We start from the raw sequence: 18593 nt of genomic DNA on the forward strand, positions 1-18593 counted from the left end.
TTTTTCGAAAATATTAGTATTATAAATTGATACTATATTTACAGACATGAGTTCTCATGTAAAGCTATACATACCTAGTGTGGGTTAAGAAAGGATTTTATTATGCATTGTGCTCAGAAAATGACTCATAATATCTACTGGATTGGTAGTAATGACTGGACAACAGAACGTTTCGAAAACTTATTTCCTATTCCAAATGGTGTTAGCTATAACAGCTATTTCATCGACGATGAAAAAACTTGTGTGGTAGACTCTGTAGATGCTGAAATTCGTGAAGAGTACTTCGACAACTTGACTCACCTCTTAAATGGTCGTGAACTTGATTACATCGTCGTAAACCATATGGAGCCTGATCATTGCCAAACATTATTGGAAACATTGGAACGGTATCCAAATTGTAAAATGGTAGGTAATGCTACAACATTCCGCATGTTTGAGCAATTCTATAACACTCCAAAACCAGAACAATACCATCAAATTAAAGAAGGCGATGAAATCTGTTTAGGTAAACATACTTTGGTTTCTTACACTATGCCTATGGTTCACTGGCCTGAAGTAACTTGTACATACGAAAAATCTACAGGCACATTGTTCTCTGCAGATGCTTTTGGTACATTCGGTACAGTTAATGGTAATATCTTTGCTGATCAAACCGATTTCGTAGCTACATACGAAGAAGAAGCTCGCCGTTACTATACAAATATCGTTGGTAAATACGGACCACAAGTACAAAATGCGCTTCGCAAAATTTCTAGCCTTGATATCAAACGCATTGCTCCACTTCATGGTCCAATCTGGCGCACCCCTGAATCTATCCAATATATCACGCACAAATACTTACATTGGTCCAGCTATACAGCTGAGAAAAAAGGTGTTGTTATCGCTTTTGGTTCCATGTACGGCAATACTCGTGCTATTGCTCAACAATTGGCTAAACAACTATCCAAACGTGGCGTTACAGATATCAGAATTTACGATGTTTCCAAAACTAATGCTTCCTACATCATCTCCGATGCTTGGAAATATACTAACTTGGTAACTATCGCACCTACATATAACTTGAATCTATACCTTACTATGGAAAACTTTATCCATGAATTAAAAGCCCTTAACTTCCAAAACCATAAAGTATCCATCATTGGTAACCACTCTTGGGCTTCCGCTGCGATGAAAACAATGGTTTCCCATTTCGAAAATGACTTCAAAGACATTGAAATCGTTTCCGAACCACTAGATATCAAATCCTCTTTGAAAGAAGAAGATCTTCCATTAATTGAAAAAATGGCAGACGATATTAAAGCATCCATTGAAGCTGCTGAAATTAAAGACGTATTCTAATTCCTAATACAAGAGCCGCCTATTTAGGCGGCTTTTTCTGTTTATATGTCAAATTTACACAATCGAAATTAGGTTTTAACCTTCGATCATTCCCCATCATTGCAATCAAATATTGTATTTTAAAAGCCTTGTAAATATGCAATAATTCTACTATTTTTTTGCTTGACATAAATCTAACTTTTTCATATACTATACAAGTACCTGTTACACAGCAGAATACATGGAGAGGTGTCCGAGCGGCTGAAGGAGCATGATTGGAAATCATGTGTGCGGTTATCCCGTACCCAGGGTTCAAATCCCTGTCTCTCCGCCATAGTAAAAGCAGTGCTTTCGTACTGCTTTTTTATTTGCATATAAAGAAAAAGCTATTCGAATTATACTCGAATAGCTTTTTGTATATCACACTATATTAGTTGTGAATTTTCTTTGCAATATCACCGATAATTTCAGGTGTTGTTCTACAACAGCCACCAATGATTTCAGCTCCAGCTTTTCGCCATACCTCAACGTAGTCTACAAATGATGCAGCATCGCCATACCAAGTTTTAGTTTTACTATCATAGCTTTCACCAAGATTAGGATATACAGCAATCGGTTTATCTGTAACAGTACGAATATCTTTTATCAAGGATTCTACATATTCCGGTTTAGTACAATTAATGCCAATCCCCGTAATAGGATGTACCTTATCGATCATTTGTGCACATTTAATAATGGTTTCGCCACTAGAAACATGATGCCCATCCTTACAGGAAAAAGAAATCCACCCGGGAATACCTTTTGATGTAAACGGATCAGACATAGCTCTCGCAATAGCAATCGCTTCAGCATAAGACGGTATAGTTTCAAAGGATAATATGTCTGGATGTTCTTCGCAGAATAATGCTAGCCGTGGAATATGGAATATCTCTAGATATTCTGTTTGCACATCAGGATAACCACGGTATTCAGAGCCATCAGCCAAGAAAGCGCCATAAGGTCCTACAGAGGCTGCCACCAACGGTTTAGGTAAAGCACCTTCAGAAAAATATCTAACCCCCTCAGGAGTCTCTTCGCCAAGTTTAATACCACGCAATGTAAGCGCCCCACTCGCCTTTGCTTCTAAAAACTCATTACGAGCTTGCACGGCTAAACGAACAGATAGTTTAACGAGCTCTATCGCTTCTTCCGTTCCATAACCTAAACCTTTAAAGCCTGCTACTGTCGCTTGATAGCCAGAGCTTTGAATGATATCGGCACCCGCAGCTAAATAAGAAATATGTATTTTCTTGATGATATCTGGCTGATCCATGAGAACCTTAGCAGACCACAACTTATGTTGAATATCACAGCCATAACGCTCTAATTCGGTCCCTAAAGCCCCATCTAAGACGAGGGCGCCCTTTTCCTTAATAATATCTAAAAATGCACTTCGTTTAGCCATCATACCACCCATTCTATACATACCTCTTATAACACGAGGCTTACCTAGCATATTATATCAAATAATACATTCTGGTACTATCTACAAACTATTTTAATACCTCTGCTGGAGGCTCCTTACCAAACCATTTCTTATAAATTTCTGCGTATTTACCGTTTGCTTTGATCTTTGCCAAACCATCATTGATTTTGTTAAGCAACTCTGTATTGCCTTTTTTCACAGCAATACCTAGTGGTGCCGCATCATAGTCCTCTCCAGTAACCTTTGCGATACCTTTGCCCTTACCATTAACATAATATTCGTTTACTGGTGTATCATTGATAACTACATCGACTCCTTTATTTTGCAATTCTAAGAACGCATCGACAATGATATTAAACTGACGTACATCGGCATTGGGAATCTTGCTAGCAATCTCTGCACCAGTAGAGCCGATGGATACACCAATGCGTTTACCTTCTAGATCCTTAAAGCTATTAATATTGGTGTTATCAATGTTCACAACGAGACCATTACCTGCAATATAGTACGGTTTACTAAAATCAACGGATTTTGCACGTTCTTCAGAAATAGTCATATCCGAAATAGCGATGTCGATGGTGTTACTTTGTAATGCTGGTAAAAGCGCATCAAAGTTTAGATTTTGAATATCTGCTTCTATGCCCTCTTCGTTTGCAATCGCATTGATAATATCAATATCAAATCCAGCTAATTTACCACTATCTTTGTCTTTAAAACCAAATGGTGCATAGGTCGCATCAGTACCTACGCGCCATGCCTTCTGACTATTCCCCTCCTGACCACAGCCTGCGATTAATAAACTACTAGCAATGGTGAAAGCCCCTAATAGAGCTGCTATTTTCTTAAATTTCATATTATTACCCTTACTTCTCTCCGTTCTATCTAGAAACAGAGTTCTTCTTAATTAACTAATATATTTATACTTACACTTATGAGCATAATAAAAATAATACCTCTAAAGGTATTATAGTTTTATGATAACATTCGATATAGTACGGGTCAATAAATCCAACTATACCAATAGGTATTGAATTGATATAGTTTTTAGCTATATCGAAAATAACATTCCTAAGTATATAAAAAGACCGCCTTTACCAAGCATAGATGAAACTTGATAAAGGCGGTCATCTCCAAAATGGAGGATTCCTGGTTATTTATAGAATAAATAAGCTATTCAATTCATTTAGGATATATAGTATGTAATTTATTTAGCATGTTTAGCTTTTATATACATAGCTACCTTGTACAAGAACGTACAGAGTAATAAATACATTACGATACTGAGGTATGTCGCTTCAGGTGTTTCTACCCAAGCTTGAGCAAATACATCAACACCTGCAATGCGAAGCACCGCACTGAACAAGGAGCCAATAGCACCACCAGCTACGAGACCAGAGGCAATTGTACTACCTTTGGAGAAGCGAAGATCTGCCAATTCTTTGTCTTTTGTACTATTTTGTACAAGATACGCAATCAAACCTCCGATAAGTAATGGTGTGTTGATTTCCATTGGCAAATATGTGCCCAAAGCAAATGCCAATGGTGGAACTCTTACCATCCACAAGATAATTGCAAATAATGCGCCAGCCATGTATAGAGGCCATTGAGCACTACCACCAGTCATCATTGGCTCAATGATGGCAGCCATAGCGTTCGCTTGAGGTGCATTTAATGCATGATCTCCTACAAATCCATAAGCATCGTTCAAAAGAATCATAACACCTACAGAAAGTACGGCACAAAGAATAGTACCAACGATTTGCCATTGTTCCATTTTCTTAGGTGTAGCACCTGTCATATGTGCCACCTTAAGTTCAGACATGAAGTTACCAGCCATCCCAATAGTAGTACCGATAAAAGATGCCATCATGAGGACTGCAATCATGCCGACCTTACCAGTCATACCTGCTGCGGTTAAGCATACAGCGGAGATGATAATCATAAAGATTGTCATACCTGAAACTGGTTCTGTACCTGTATAAGCGATGGAGCTAATCCCCACTACAGACAATAGGAAGGACATAATAAGAACGATTAAGAACGCTACAATTGTTTGTCCGAAGCTTTCAGCATACATAAAATGGAAATATGCTGCAAATAAAACTGTACATAACAAGATGCCAGCACCAATCCAAGATGTAGGTACATCACGTTGTGTACGAAGCAAATTAACATCTACAGTTTTAGAACTAAAGATGTCAAGCACTGCATTTTTAACAACATTTGCTACCACTTTAGACATTGTAATTAGACCGATGATGCCTGCCATAGCGAGCATGCCGATACCAATATGACGAACATAATCAAGGAATACCTTACGAATTGGGGCCTCCCCTAATGGAACTGCATGGCCGCCAATTTGCATGATATGTTCAGGCGCTAAATAGTACACAATCGGAATACATACAAACCAAGAGAAGAAGGAACCGGCTGCAATGATAGCCGCATAGCGAAGGCCCGTGAAATAACCAAGGCCAAGCAATGCTGCATCAGTATCTACCGCTGCGGTTAGCTTAGTTTGATCTGCAAGGGCTGCCCCCCACTTAAAGGTAGCAGTGCGAATAACCTCTTGCCACCACCCTAAACTATTAAGAATAAAGTCATACACGAGAGCAATTAAACCAGAGCCAAGCATAAGTTTTGCTTTGCTACCTTCATTACTCATCAATACTTCCGCTGCAGCACGACCACTTGGGAACGGATACACATAGTGCATTTCCTCAACGAAATAGCGACGGAACATAACGCATAATAAAACACCTAAAACGCCGCCAAGAATGATAGGAATCGCCATTTGTACAAAGGATACATCTGTTACATTCCAGATATAAAGAGCTGGCAAGAAGAACATAGCCCCTGCTAATGTGTTCGTACTAGAACTAGCGATAGCTTGAATGTGTACCGTTTCGGCAAAAGCATTTTGCCGCTTTAAAATAACTGCTGTACCCATAGCAAGTACAGATACTGGTGCAAAGGCATCTACTGTTTGACCGATTTTCAAACATAAATAGCCAACAGCCAATGTGAAAACTGCCGCATAGAACAAGCCCCAGAAGACTACATATGAGTTAATCTCTACGTAATCTTTCTTAGGATCTAACACCGGTTCTATGGGCGGAATGGAACGAACCTCGTCCGACATAATAAAACCTCCTAACAGAAAAAGTACAAACGTATAACTATTCACCTTTATACTAACACGGTACTACACATGGTTCAATGGTTTTCTATGCACTATGCGAATAAAACAACACACCCCCTATAAATAATTATTTTGCATTTTTGGCGTCCCTGTTCTACAATGAAAGTATATTAAGAATCTCTATTATTATGTAACGGTATCGTATACTGCCCTGTATAACACGTATGTTTACTTACGAGGAGGCTCATTATGGAATCAATGGTCGAACGTTTTGTACGCTATACGAGCATAAATACACGGTCTAATGAGGAAAGTACAACCATTCCTAGTACTCAAACTCAAGTAGACTTTGCTACGAATGTGCTCGTTCCCGATTTAAAGGCAATAGGTTTAGATGAGGTTATTTATAATCGTGAAAATGGTTTTGTCATCGGCACATTACATGCTAACACTGATGAGAAAGCTCCTTCCATCGGCTTCATTGCCCATATGGATACAGCTGATTATAATGCAGAAAATATTAAACCTCGTATCGTAGAAAACTATGATGGTAGTGATATTTGCCTCAACGAAGAACACCAAATCTTCACCCGACGTGCCGACTTTCCAAATCTAAAAAATTACATTGGCAAATCTTTAGTCGTAACTGACGGTTTAACACTCCTCGGTGGTGACGACAAGGCCGGAATCTGTGAAATCATGGAAGCTCTCGCCTACCTCGTAGCTCATCCAGAAATCAAACACGGTAAAATCATGTGTGCTTTCGGTCCAGACGAAGAAATCGGTACTGGCGCAGACCACTTCGATGTTAAACAATTCCCTGTAGACTATGCTTACACTATCGATGGTGAAAGTCTAGGCCAACTTGAATACGAAACCTTTAATGCCGCAGGCGGTACCGTTACCCTGAAAGGTGTTTCTGTTCACACAGGCACAGCCAAGGGCATTATGATCAACTGTGCTAAACTAGCTATGCAATTTGACGCTTTATTGCCAGGAGCAGCTGTTCCTGAGCACACCTGTGGTCGCCAAGGTTTCTTTATGCTCATGAGCATGGAAACACAAGTAGATAGCGGTAAAATGAACTACATTATCCGCGACCATGATAAGGAATTGTTTGAAGCAAAAAAAACATTCTTCTTACAAGCAGGTCAAACATTGAACGAAATATATGGTCGTGAAGTATGTGAAGTATCTGTAAAAGACCAATACTACAACATGTACGATATCATCAAAGACAATATGGAATGTGTAAATGTAGCCAAAGCAGCAATGGAAAAAGCTGGGATTACACCTATTTGTGATCCTATTCGCGGTGGCACAGATGGATCTAAAATCTCCTTCATGGGCATTCCTACACCCAATATTTTTACAGGCGTAGAAAACCTACATGGTCGTCATGAATTTGCATGTATCGATGATATGAAAAAAGCTGTTGAAGTTATCGTTAATATTGTAAATATTGAAAAATAATAGCATTAGCAAAGCAGTAGTAGATAACAAAAAGGACTATACGAGCCTAGGCTCGTATAGTCCTTTTAATTTACATATTACGCAAGCTTATTATTACGCTTACGATTTCTAATTTCTTCCTCTTCAGCGCGAGCTTTTAAAGAAAGATCTCTTTCAGTCCCCACATAACGACCATATAATAAATAATAAGCAACTAGTGCAAGGAGCGCCACAACAACGGTTACATGGAACATACTAGTATAACCTACAACCTCTTTAACAGCGCCTAAAATATAGGGGCCAAAGCCTAGCCCCATGTCCAAGGCAATGAAGTATGTGGATGTGGCAACACCAATACGATGAACAGGTACTATTTTAACAGTAACAGCTTGTCCGTTGGACATAAATGTACCATATCCAAGGCCAACAAACACAGCCGATAAAAGCACAAGCCATGTGGAGTGAGCGATGGATAATAAGAAAATACCAAGTGCTAAGGATACAAAACAAGGATAAAGAACAAAGTTTTCCCCTTTCATATCAAACACAATGCCAAGCAATGGTCTTGTTATAGTAATAACTACAGCATATACAACAAAGAAGAAGGTACCTGCCATAATAAGATCTAGGTCTTTTGTGTAGGCTGCCATAAAGCCAATAACACCAGAGTAGGCAAAACCGACTAGAATGGAAACAAGACTGATTGAATTCATCCGTGGTTCAATGTAGTCCGAGATTCTAATGCCCTTATGTGCTTCAGATTCGATACCAAGTTTAGGTTCATTAAATTTCATGATTACTGAGCCAATACCACAGAGGATGATAAGTGCAACACAGAATGCGATGATGAAATCATAACCAAGACTATGAAGCATCAAGATACCTAAGAATGGCCCTACTGCAGCTGCTAGAGAGGTAGATAAACCATAATAGTTAATCCCTTCCCCACGGCGTGACGTAGGAATAATAGCAGCTATGATAGTACTTGTAGCAGTAGATGTAATACCATAAGCAAAACCATTTAAGAAACGAACACTATCAAGCATTAGTAAATTAGGTGTGTAGAAATACATAGCCGTTGAAATCAAGTAAATCAATAACCCTAAATAGAGCATCTTGCGACACCCTAGGATACTGATAAACCGCCCTGCCAACAAACGGGCTACAACGGTGCCAATAATATATATACCAACAGCAAGTCCCGCTTGACTAGCCGTAGCATGAAGATTATCTTTTGCTACAACCGCAATAATAACGATTAATAAATAATAAATTAAAAATACTAAGAAATTAATCAAAGTATCAAGGACAAAGGATTTTGTCCACAAGGCCTCCTTAGCCTTATCCATATTATCAACTCCATTTTTTAAATTATTGTCAACCAGTTTGCGACAACGGTTAATTATAAACCTCTCATTATAAAAAACAAGAATTAAAATATTATATATCTCATCAATTTTATTTATAACAAACTACATATTCACAATAAATATGCATTAATTTCCATTTTAATACCTCATATATTTTTACGATATAAAAGCACCTTCAATAGCGACAGATGAGACCAAAAGACTCAAAGCCAACTATTAAAGGTGCTACTTTAAATATTTATTTTGTTTTTAGACCACAAGCTTTGAAGAAATTCTTGTACGCTTCAGCCTTTTTCGGTAGACTCAACGGATAGGCACGTGATGTAGATGGCAAACGTGTCAATGTCAATTCCCGACCATTAAATACAAAAGGAATTGTTTCACCAGTTTTAGGTAATTTAACCTTTTCTGGTAAAAGGCTCAATAAAATCTCCGTAGCCTTGCCGCCTGTTGTACCAATATGCTTACAGTCAGGGATTTGCTCCAGTACGTCTGCAAGTGGAACTGGTTCAACGACCTTAAGAAATGCATCAGATGCATTCCCTTTTTCGCGAATAGCTTTCAAAACAGTAGGACAAGATGCAATTCCAGCTTCAGACAAAAAGGCTTTGATCTTCTCAGGATCCATCGCTTTTTCCTCACCATTTCTAAAATGATCTTTTTCATCAAAGAATACGAGGCCAAATACACGCCACATATCATTTTGGAAATTTGGATAATGGAATTCCATAGCCCGTTTTGATTGTTCTGGAGGAAATGTGCCCATCATCATGACTGTTGCCTTCTTTGGTAAGAATGGAGGGAATGGTCTTGTTTCAATTGTTTCTGCCATATAGCATCAACTCCTTTCACATTCTAATATGAACTTAATTTTCAATACAATATATGAGATACATCACACATTATAATCCAATTGGCTCCTATGTAAAAGCAACTAAAGAACTTATTAAAATATATCAACAGACTTACATTATCTATCATTATTGACCAATTGGTTGAGAAACCAAGGTATTAATATGATCAAAACCAACTGGTGTCGGAGATACGAGGTACAAGCAAATTACAGCAGCCACGGCAAAACCGATTGCCAAATAAGAGAAACTGCCATTTCGAGGGAATTCATACATACCAAAGAGGCGTATCCCTATAGCAGCACCGATGGCCGTAATTAAAGACGGTATAGAAAAAATGTTATAAAAGCCGAATACTACCATAAGGCCTGCATAGCCACCTACTACAGTAACCATAGGCAACATGCGATCCATTGGATTTGGAATAGATCGCGTAAGTGCAGCTGGATAATATGAAGCCTCTATGCCAAACATGCCTAAGAATATATTAAAACCAGCCCAAATGCTATCCCATACGTTTCTAAAAGCATCTCTATGCTTGCCGGCATACCATGCAAAGTCCGTAACGATTAAAATGGCTACGCCTACACAGACAAAGTAGAATTCACTAGGAATTTTAGGACCTATATAAGCACCTACAGCTGTTGCAACAGCACTCAAAATCGATGCTACTATTACGCGCTGTAAACGAGGTCGTTTATTTTCAGGAATGCGTTTATACACAGTAGCCAATAACTCTAAAACAAAGCAAGCCATAAAAACAGCAATGCCTGCAGCAGGAACAAAGAAAGCGCTCACCAAACTCAAAATAAAGGGAATGCACAAGCGCCATTTAGGGAATAAGACAAGATCTTTATAATCTAAACGAATATCTTGTGTTTCCATAGTGAAGTTGTTGTACACCACAAAGAGCAACATAAAGGCGATTACGTCAACCGCAGTGGCACCCCAAATCAATAAAGTTGGTACTACAACCATAGATAAGGCTACCCCAGAAAGGCGAGATAAACCAGCAGCCACTAAGCCCAGTAATAAAAACGGTGTTAAAGCAGATATAATTTCGAGCATAATATTCCTCCCATCATTGTATAAATTTAAGTATATAGTATCTACCACACTACATCAAGGAGAGATATATTTTTTCATAGCTAGACGCTTTCGCACAGCAGAGGTAGAGCAACCCATCGCCTGTGCAATCTTTGCAACTCCATAACCTTGAGCACGGAGTTTTTTAATCTTATTTTCGTCTAGATCAAGAGTATTTGCCCTTATTTCTATACCTTGCTCTCGCAAATAAATTGCCACTGTAGAACCACGTATCCCATAAGCTAGGCCAATGTCATCTGTACTCATGTGATGATGAATATATAAATAAGCCATCTCCTCTACGCGCATAGGCTTTCGAACTTTAGGAAGTAAGCAATTCCCCATATGCCGCAATACATGGTGAACTTTCCATCGCGATATACCATACATACGAGCAATGGCATCTGTACTATTTCCACTTTTATAAGCCCTACATATACGTACTACATCTATAGAGACGTTTTTATTTGATTGCTGACAAGCCAATCCATATTCTTTCAAGCGATTCGCTATCGTCGTAATAGACACATCATAACGCTTTGCTAATGAATGGAGCGACCACTTACCGGTCTCATACAAAGCTTGTACATGGACCATATTGATTTCTTTCTTCAGAGGCCTCCGTTCGATATCGTACGCTTTCATACGGCGCATGATGGTATCAACACTACATTGAAAATAATCCGCCACATCGCGAACGCTCCATTGCTTCTCTATATATAATTGGTACAACAACTGTTTTGGTATAACACGCACATTTCGATACATAATTTTACCTTTCCTTATAAACGAACTCCTTCCCCTATTATTGTGAAAGTTTCACTAGGAAAAAACAATAAAAAAGAGGTTCCTAATAGTCACATAGGTGACCAATAGGAACCTCTTTCAATATGTAATTATATGCCCCACATTATGATATGTGACAGTATGGTTGCTATACCACATCAGTGCACAATCCATTATTATTTATATTCCAATAAAACCATAATTGGTTTATACACTTATAAATAGATTACTTCATTAACGGTATCTACGTTCAAGAGCTTTAGGTTTACTTAAAATGATGAACCATTTCATGCCCTCTTTTAAAGCATGATTAGATTTACGACCGCGAGTTGAAGTCGCAGCTAGAGCAGTAGGCGCAGTTGTAATGCCTACATTTTCAATAAGAACTTGCCCCTCTTTAGCTACTTTATCTCGTTTAAACTCAGCTAGTCTTTCACTTAAGGTCGGCCCCGTAACAGCTTCTCTATCTAAGCGAGTCTTACTGGTAGTATAACTTGGAGTGCTACTGGAACTTTTCATTGATAAGGCTTCAATATCTCGTTGAGCTGCTGCAGCCTCTTCATTGAAATGTATGTCCTCCATAGTTTTCGATGGTGCTTCTGGTTGCTGATTTACAATCGGTTTATCTTCATAAGAGTCCCGATAAAAGTCATCAACCTTAGACAAATCATCCATAGACGGTTCATCTACCTTGCGTTCTATGGAGATGCCATATTCGCGCTCCATATCTTCCCAAGTTCCGCCACTAGAGCTTTCATACTCATCATACTCTTCAGACTCTTCAGTATTCTTATTTTTTATAATGGAAAAAGCAATGTACGCTATGATACCTAAAACAAAGATTGGATTATGCGAAAAGATGGATAGCACTGAAGACAAAATAGAGTCCATAGCTACTCCTATTCACCATCTGCTAAGTTTTCACGCATTTTAGTGTCTGCAATAATATTGTTCATATTGTAGTAATCCATAACGCCAAGATTACCATTTCTGAAAGCTTCTGCCAATGCTTTAGGGACTTCAGCTTGTGCTTCCACAACCTTAGCTTGCATGTCTTGTGTTTTAGCACGCATTTCTTGTTCTGTAGCAACAGCCATTGCACGACGTTCTTCCGCACGAGCTTGAGCGATTTTCTTATCCGCTTCCGCTTGGTCAGTTTGCAATTGAGCGCCAATGTTACGTCCCACGTCTACGTCAGCGATATCGATGGACAAGATTTCGAATGCAGTACCCGCATCAAGGCCTTTACCCAATACAGTACGGGAAATGTGATCTGGATTTTCCAATACATCTGTATGTTCTTCAGAGGAACCTACGGTCGTAACGATACCTTCACCTACGCGGGCAATAATTGTAGCCTCACCAGCACCACCAACGAGGCGATCGATATTAGCACGTACAGTTACACGAGCACGAACTTTCAATTCGATACCATTTTTTGCTACTGCAGAGATAATTGGAGTTTCAATAACCTTAGGATTAACGGACATTTGAACCGCTTCCAATACATCACGACCTGCGAGGTCGATAGCTGCGGAACGTTCAAAGGTCAATGGAATAGATGCCCGTTCAGCGGCAATCAAAGCGTCTACAACGCGGTCAACGTCACCACCAGCTAGGTAATGCGCTTCCAACTGATTTACATTCACATCAAGACCAGCTTTATTAGCTTTAATCAAAGGCATTACGATTTGAGACGGATTTACACGACGTAAGCGCATACCTACAAGTGTAAAGATACCTACGTTAACGCCCGCTGCTAGAGCAGATACCCAAAGCCCTAATGGCACAACATATAAGAATACCATAATACCAATCAGCAAAATGGGAATCAAAATTAAAATACCTACATCCATAATAACCTCCATTATTTACAACGATGTTGCGAAAGCTTAATCACGCTTTCTAACAATATTGCGGCCACCTACAACGCGAAGTACCACAATAGGTGAACCGGCATCGATGAAGTCACCTTCGGTCACAACATCTACCAAATTACCATTAATTTTAGCAATACCTGCAGGGCGTAGTGTTGTATGAGCTACGCCTTCCTTGCCAGCCAAATCTTCTAATACATCATTAGATATATAACCAGCTTTTGTCGTAGATCGTTGCCCTAAAGTAAACAATTTGCCTATCCAAGTCTTTTCAAAGTGATTAAAGAACACGATGATAATGACAATTAACAAGGCTGTTAATCCTAGTACGGCATACAATGCTACCGTACCTTCCCCAAGAGCTACATAAACGCCCCAAAGGAATGCGCAATAACCGATAAGACCTAAAATACCGCCTGGTACTACGAGTTCTACAGCCATCAAGGAAACACCGATAGCCATCCATATTAAAAACTCCATAGGCCCTCCTCTCTATAATTAATTTTATGCAACTTATATGTTCATTATACAATATTGAGGATAAATTATAAAGACACTAAATAAAAACGACTACTTTCACAGATACAATCTGATTCAGTAGTCGTTTATTATATTGAATACAAGTCAATTTACTTTAATCTCAAGGTTCTATGCCAAGAGCTCGAAGTCGTATAAGGTTATACTTCTGTTTTTTTCAATTGGTCGTTGCCAACGCCTGTTTTTTGAAGGATCAATAAGCAAATGCTCATCGCCATACCTACTACAGTAGCAAGCCCCATCCCTTTTAACACTACAGGTCCAACAGCAAGTTCTGCGCCGCTAAGACCTACTACAAGGATAACGGATGTAAGAATCATATTAACAGGGTTTGTATAATCCACCTTACGTTCTACAAGCATACGCAAGCCAGATGCTGCGATAATGCCGAACAAGAGAATAGAAACCCCGCCCATAACAGGTACTGGGATAGCATGAATAAGTGCTGCCACTTTACCAACAAAGGATATAATCATCGCAAGAACTGCAGCACCACCAATTACCCATACGCTAAAACAACGAGTAATGGCAAGTACGCCGATGTTTTCACCATATGTCGTATTTGGTGTAGCACCAAAGAAACCAGAAAGAATATTTGCAAGGCCATCACCAAGCAAGGATCTTTGTAGACCAGGCTCTTTCATCAAGTCTTTAGCGACGATATTACTAGTAACAACTAAATGACCAACATGCTCTGCAAATACTACGAAGAGCGCCGGCATAATCATGATAATCGCATTGATATCAAACACAGGCATGCCGTAGAACTGAGGCAATGAAAGCCAAGGAGCAGCTTCTACTCCAGAGAAGTCAACAACTCCCATCACAGCAGACAATACATAACCGGATACAACACCAATAAGAACAGGAATAACAGCTAAGAAACCACGGAACACAACAGTTCCTAGTAAGGTAACAACTAAGGAAAACATAGAGATAATAACAGCTTGACTATGGCTCATGCCTAAATCTTGATTACCGATAAGGCCAGACATACTCATCGCTACTGGCGCTAATTCTAAGCCGATAATCGCTACGATAGCACCCATAGCAGCTGGCGGAAATAATTTATCAATCCAACGCGTACCAATATAACGGACGAGAACAGATAAAATAACAAAAGATAGACCAAATATAACGAAGGCGCCCTTTGCTGCTTCATAGCCAAGACCAGCAGATAATACACCTGCTACAGGCGCAATAAAAGCAAAGCTGGAACCAAGATATGCAGGAATCTTACCCTTACACACGAATAAGTATAATAATGTACCAATACCATTCATAAACAATGCTGTTGCAGGGTCTACTTTTAATAAATACGGTACCAATACGGTAGAGCCAAACATGGCAAATAAATGTTGAAAACTAAGTGGTAACATTCGGCCCCATGATGGGCGTTCTTGAATATCAATATAATCTTTCATCATTTCTCCTCACACACAATATAACGATGCTAAGTTCATATAGTACAGTCCTTAAATATACTCTATGAATTTACACAAACAGATTTATCTTATGATACATACGTTAGATATTAACGTTCAAATTTAGTCTATCTACGAGTCGACTTTTTAGAAGGCCGTGGTTTAAACGGTCCAGGCATATTTGTCTTATTAGTACGCGTCGTAGCAGCAGGCTTAAAACGACTTTGTGTTTCTTCACGCAAAGATGGTAATGGTTCAGCTGTACCAACTTGTTTTACCCCTTCTACATTACGACGACCAATGCTTGCCAACAACCCAATAGCCATGAAATTCATCAATAATGAAGAGCCCCCATAACTAACAAACGGTAATGGTACCCCTGTTACAGGCATGATACCGCATACCATGGCGATGTTAAACAAAGCCTGACCACTGATAAGCAATGTTATGCCCATTGCTAACCATTTCCCGAATTCATCACGAGCCTTATTAGAAATGCGGAACCCAAAATAGGTAAAAGCCGCAATCAGAACGACAACAAACACTGCACCAATGAAACCCATTTCTTGGGCCCATACAGCAAAGGCAAAGTCCGTATGTGCTTCTGGTAAGTAAAAATACTTTGATGTACCTTGCATAAAGCCTTCGCCTAAAATACCGCCAGAACCTACGGCCAACAGCCCTTGAACTGTTTGATACCCCATATCCTGCGCATGAGGCCAAGGATCAAACCAAGATTGAATACGTTCCCAGCGATATGGTGACATGCGAGCTGCAATAAAGCCAAGAAATCCAGCTATCGCAAACGCTCCGCCAAAGAATTTTCCATCAAAGCCCGCTAAGTAAATGAGCACAAAGGAAAAGCCAAAAATCAGTACGGTCGTGCCCATATCTGGTTGCAAGATTGTTAAGCCTGCAAATATAATTGGCCATATTAACATGGGCAACATATAACTTATACGTTCACTAAAATAACCTTGTAAATTAATGAGAGGGTTAGTATGCTTTGGTTTTCCCCATTTCCGCATGGTACTCAATTTAGCCGACGTCCATATCAAGGCAGCCAATTTCGCAAATTCTGAAGGTTGAATCGATACAGGCCCAATAACAATCCAACGACGCGCACCATTAATGACTGCACCAATCACAAGAACCAAAATCATACCAATGAGTGTAGCAATCATAATTCTTTGCAACATGTGAGGCTTCTGTAACTTACGGTAATCGTAACGATACAATATAACACCAGCCGCCATAGACAAAAACAAGAATGTCATATGTTTTAAAAAGTATCCTAGTAATCCCGTATTTTCATAGATAGAGCTGATATACGTAGCACTAAAGATATTTACACTGCCTATAATTGTAATGAGAAGAATAGGTAAGAGCATACCTTGTAAATCATTTTTAAAGAGTGAGCCCCACCGACTATCCCCCTTATTCGGTGTTTGCATGTTAAGCCTCCTTTTGAACTTTTGGCTTAATTGCTTCTAAGCGAAAAATAGGTTGTCCTTTTTTACTAAATTTCTCTTCATACTCAGTTTTTACATTTGGAAGGTCTGTGCTATGTAAATCATACGTTACATTTTTAAGCTCCCAACCACACGCTTTAAACTCTTCAAGAGAGAACATGAACAACCCTTCATTATCTGTCTTAAAGTGAACTTCTCCACCATCTTTCAAAAGGCGGGCATAACGATCAAGGAATGTGTGATATGTAAGGCGGCGTTTTGCATGTTTAGCCTTAGGCCAAGGATCACAGAAGTTAATATAGAAACGATCAACTTCTCCAGGTGCCACTATCTCTTCGATACCTGCAATATCAAATAGAGAGACCTTTGCATTGTTTCGCTCTCCTTCAAAGATTTTTTGTGCTGCATAATAGATAACACCCATTTGTACTTCAAAACCTACGAAGTTAGCATTTGGATACGCTTCAGACATCCCCGCAATAAAGCGACCTTTCCCCGTCCCTAGTTCCATATATAATGGGTACTCAGGATGTTCAAATAATTCACGCCACTTGCCTTTAAACTCTTCTTGTCCAGACAAAATGATGTGAGAGTCATATTCGTGGATAGCTTCATCAATCCATGGTTTTCTACGAAGGCGCATACTTTCTCCTTACATCTATTTTAATAATATATTTATATTTGTTTATATTTATTATTACAGGTCATATACCTATCTTATTAATTATAGAAAAGGGGACCTTAAACGTCAATTACATTCTATGGATTTAACCCTAATCATTAAAACTGTGAAAGTAGAAGCAAAAAAAAAAGACCTACTTCCGAAAGAAGTAGGTCTACATTTTATTGGAAAATCATAGCTTCTAAATTTTCAATTTGATATTGACTTAGGCCAAGTTCAGATAAACTCTTTTCAGCTGCAGTGAAAAGATTATTTTTACCAACTCGAGTACCTAGTGCTGCCGCAGCGACCAATTCACGGTCCAATTTACCTAAACGTGAACGATTACGATTTTGAGGTTTTGGTTTTTTCATACGGAACGTATTATATTGAACCCCTTCTTTTGTTTCCTCAGCTTTTGGCTTTGTTAAAGGCGCCCCATTAGTGCCATTCCCCAATAAAGCACTAAGTCCTGTTTGCTTTGGAACCAATTTTTCGTACTCATCGCCAAACTCAGGGCGTTCATCACGTAATTGATCAAATGTAGCTAAAGCAGCATTCATTTGTTTCAAGCCCGCAGCAGAGTAAAGCTGACGAATGGCAATACTCACCTCTTGCGGCGTCAACGTGCCTCGCTCAATAGCAGATGCAATTACACTCTTTAATGCACCTTGATCACCAGACGCAGTATAGCGGCCGATTTCAACCAAGTCTTTCTGACGTGCATTAAGCTCTTTTGGCGTATATATATTTATCTCAGATATAGATGGTGCCTGTTTAGAAGGTTGTTCTCCCGCCCCATTAGCCTCAAACATATAGCCACCGGCAACGATGGCCACGGCTAATGTTAAGGTTAATACTCTTTTCAAAGTCTTACAATCTCCCTTATCATTAATACTAATTGTATAATACTGCAATAGTAGCGTATATTATCAATGGATTTATTTTACTGTTCTACTGTAATACATACTGTAGATATTATTATATAATACTTCATCTAATTTTTATAGTCCTATTCGAAAAAAATCTATAATCTTTTAATAAATTATATATATTTATCTATAAAAATTATATATTTATAAACTACACTTAATTATAGAATGAAATTGAACAAATAAAAAAATAACACAGTAGAAATCTGCCAATTCCAGAT

General features: G+C 38.9%; 16 protein-coding genes and 1 tRNA gene. 3 read left to right on the plus strand and 14 right to left on the minus strand.

Translation table 11 applies throughout. The annotated features are described in order from the left end of the window. The first annotated feature begins 102 nt into the window (after positions 1-102). Positions 103-1338, plus strand: coding sequence for an FprA family A-type flavoprotein (locus tag DW000_RS05920; RefSeq protein WP_021147764.1), 1236 nt, complete (start codon positions 103-105; stop codon positions 1336-1338). A gap of 222 nt (positions 1339-1560) precedes the next feature. Next, positions 1561-1651: transfer RNA gene (locus DW000_RS05925), tRNA-Ser, on the plus strand. Positions 1652-1747: 96 nt separating this feature from the next. Here DW000_RS05925 and mmuM read toward each other — a convergent pair. From mmuM to DW000_RS05940, 3 genes are all read right to left on the minus strand, one after another. Then, positions 1748-2773 (minus strand): homocysteine S-methyltransferase, encoded by a 1026-nt coding sequence (gene mmuM, locus DW000_RS05930; RefSeq protein ID WP_120055565.1) that lies wholly within the window; start codon positions 2771-2773, stop codon positions 1748-1750. Between the two features lie 76 nt (positions 2774-2849). Beyond that, complete coding sequence (locus DW000_RS05935; RefSeq protein WP_021147762.1) at positions 2850-3635, minus strand: basic amino acid ABC transporter substrate-binding protein; 786 nt, start codon at positions 3633-3635, stop codon at positions 2850-2852. 351 nt (positions 3636-3986) lie between these two features. Beyond that, positions 3987-5924 (minus strand): oligopeptide transporter, OPT family, encoded by a 1938-nt coding sequence (locus DW000_RS05940; RefSeq protein ID WP_004697976.1) that lies wholly within the window; start codon positions 5922-5924, stop codon positions 3987-3989. A gap of 249 nt (positions 5925-6173) precedes the next feature. Between DW000_RS05940 and pepT the strand changes: the two genes are divergently transcribed. Beyond that, a complete protein-coding gene (gene pepT / locus DW000_RS05945; RefSeq protein ID WP_120055567.1) occupies positions 6174-7397 on the plus strand; it encodes a peptidase T in 1224 nt (407 codons plus the stop codon). A gap of 77 nt (positions 7398-7474) precedes the next feature. Here pepT and DW000_RS05950 read toward each other — a convergent pair whose 3' ends face one another. The 11 genes from DW000_RS05950 to DW000_RS06000 all read right to left on the minus strand — a co-directional run bounded on the left by DW000_RS05950 (position 7475) and on the right by DW000_RS06000 (position 18309). Continuing rightward, entirely contained in the window at positions 7475-8761 is a 1287-nt protein-coding gene (locus DW000_RS05950) for an MFS transporter (RefSeq protein WP_155086384.1), read from the minus strand. A 223-nt stretch (positions 8762-8984) separates the two neighbouring features. Beyond that, positions 8985-9578, minus strand: coding sequence for a DNA glycosylase (locus DW000_RS05955; protein WP_008602839.1), 594 nt, complete (start codon positions 9576-9578; stop codon positions 8985-8987). A gap of 148 nt (positions 9579-9726) precedes the next feature. Next, a complete protein-coding gene (locus DW000_RS05960) occupies positions 9727-10665 on the minus strand; it encodes a hypothetical protein (protein ID WP_004697985.1) in 939 nt (312 codons plus the stop codon). Positions 10666-10719: 54 nt separating this feature from the next. Then, positions 10720-11451: a hypothetical protein gene (locus DW000_RS05965; protein WP_004697991.1), complete on the minus strand. Its 732-nt coding sequence runs from the start codon at positions 11449-11451 to the stop codon at positions 10720-10722. A gap of 252 nt (positions 11452-11703) precedes the next feature. Beyond that, positions 11704-12360, minus strand: coding sequence for a hypothetical protein (locus DW000_RS05970; RefSeq protein WP_004697973.1), 657 nt, complete (start codon positions 12358-12360; stop codon positions 11704-11706). Positions 12361-12368: 8 nt separating this feature from the next. Then, the gene (gene floA / locus DW000_RS05975) at positions 12369-13325 is read right to left on the minus strand and encodes a flotillin-like protein FloA (RefSeq protein WP_004693762.1); all 957 of its coding nucleotides are present in this window, start codon (positions 13323-13325) and stop codon (positions 12369-12371) included. Between the two features lie 36 nt (positions 13326-13361). After that, positions 13362-13826 carry an NfeD family protein gene (locus DW000_RS05980; protein ID WP_118091020.1) on the minus strand — a complete coding sequence of 155 codons (465 nt, stop codon included), beginning with the start codon at positions 13824-13826 and terminating at the stop codon, positions 13362-13364. Between the two features lie 197 nt (positions 13827-14023). Further along, positions 14024-15307: a uracil permease gene (gene uraA / locus DW000_RS05985; RefSeq protein ID WP_008602848.1), complete on the minus strand. Its 1284-nt coding sequence runs from the start codon at positions 15305-15307 to the stop codon at positions 14024-14026. A 128-nt stretch (positions 15308-15435) separates the two neighbouring features. Further along, on the minus strand, positions 15436-16761 hold the full coding sequence (locus tag DW000_RS05990; RefSeq protein WP_120055569.1) for a putative peptidoglycan glycosyltransferase FtsW: 1326 nt from the start codon (positions 16759-16761) through the stop codon (positions 15436-15438). A 1-nt stretch (position 16762) separates the two neighbouring features. Continuing rightward, positions 16763-17422, minus strand: coding sequence for a tRNA (guanosine(46)-N7)-methyltransferase TrmB (gene trmB / locus DW000_RS05995; protein ID WP_008602852.1), 660 nt, complete (start codon positions 17420-17422; stop codon positions 16763-16765). 200 nt (positions 17423-17622) lie between these two features. Continuing rightward, positions 17623-18309 carry a carboxymuconolactone decarboxylase family protein gene (locus tag DW000_RS06000; protein WP_038125785.1) on the minus strand — a complete coding sequence of 229 codons (687 nt, stop codon included), beginning with the start codon at positions 18307-18309 and terminating at the stop codon, positions 17623-17625. Positions 18310-18593 lie beyond the last annotated feature (284 nt).

Origin of the sequence: Veillonella sp. AF36-20BH (genome assembly GCF_003602765.1) — a bacterium.
GTDB classification, from domain to species: Bacteria; Bacillota; Negativicutes; order Veillonellales; family Veillonellaceae; genus Veillonella; species Veillonella hominis.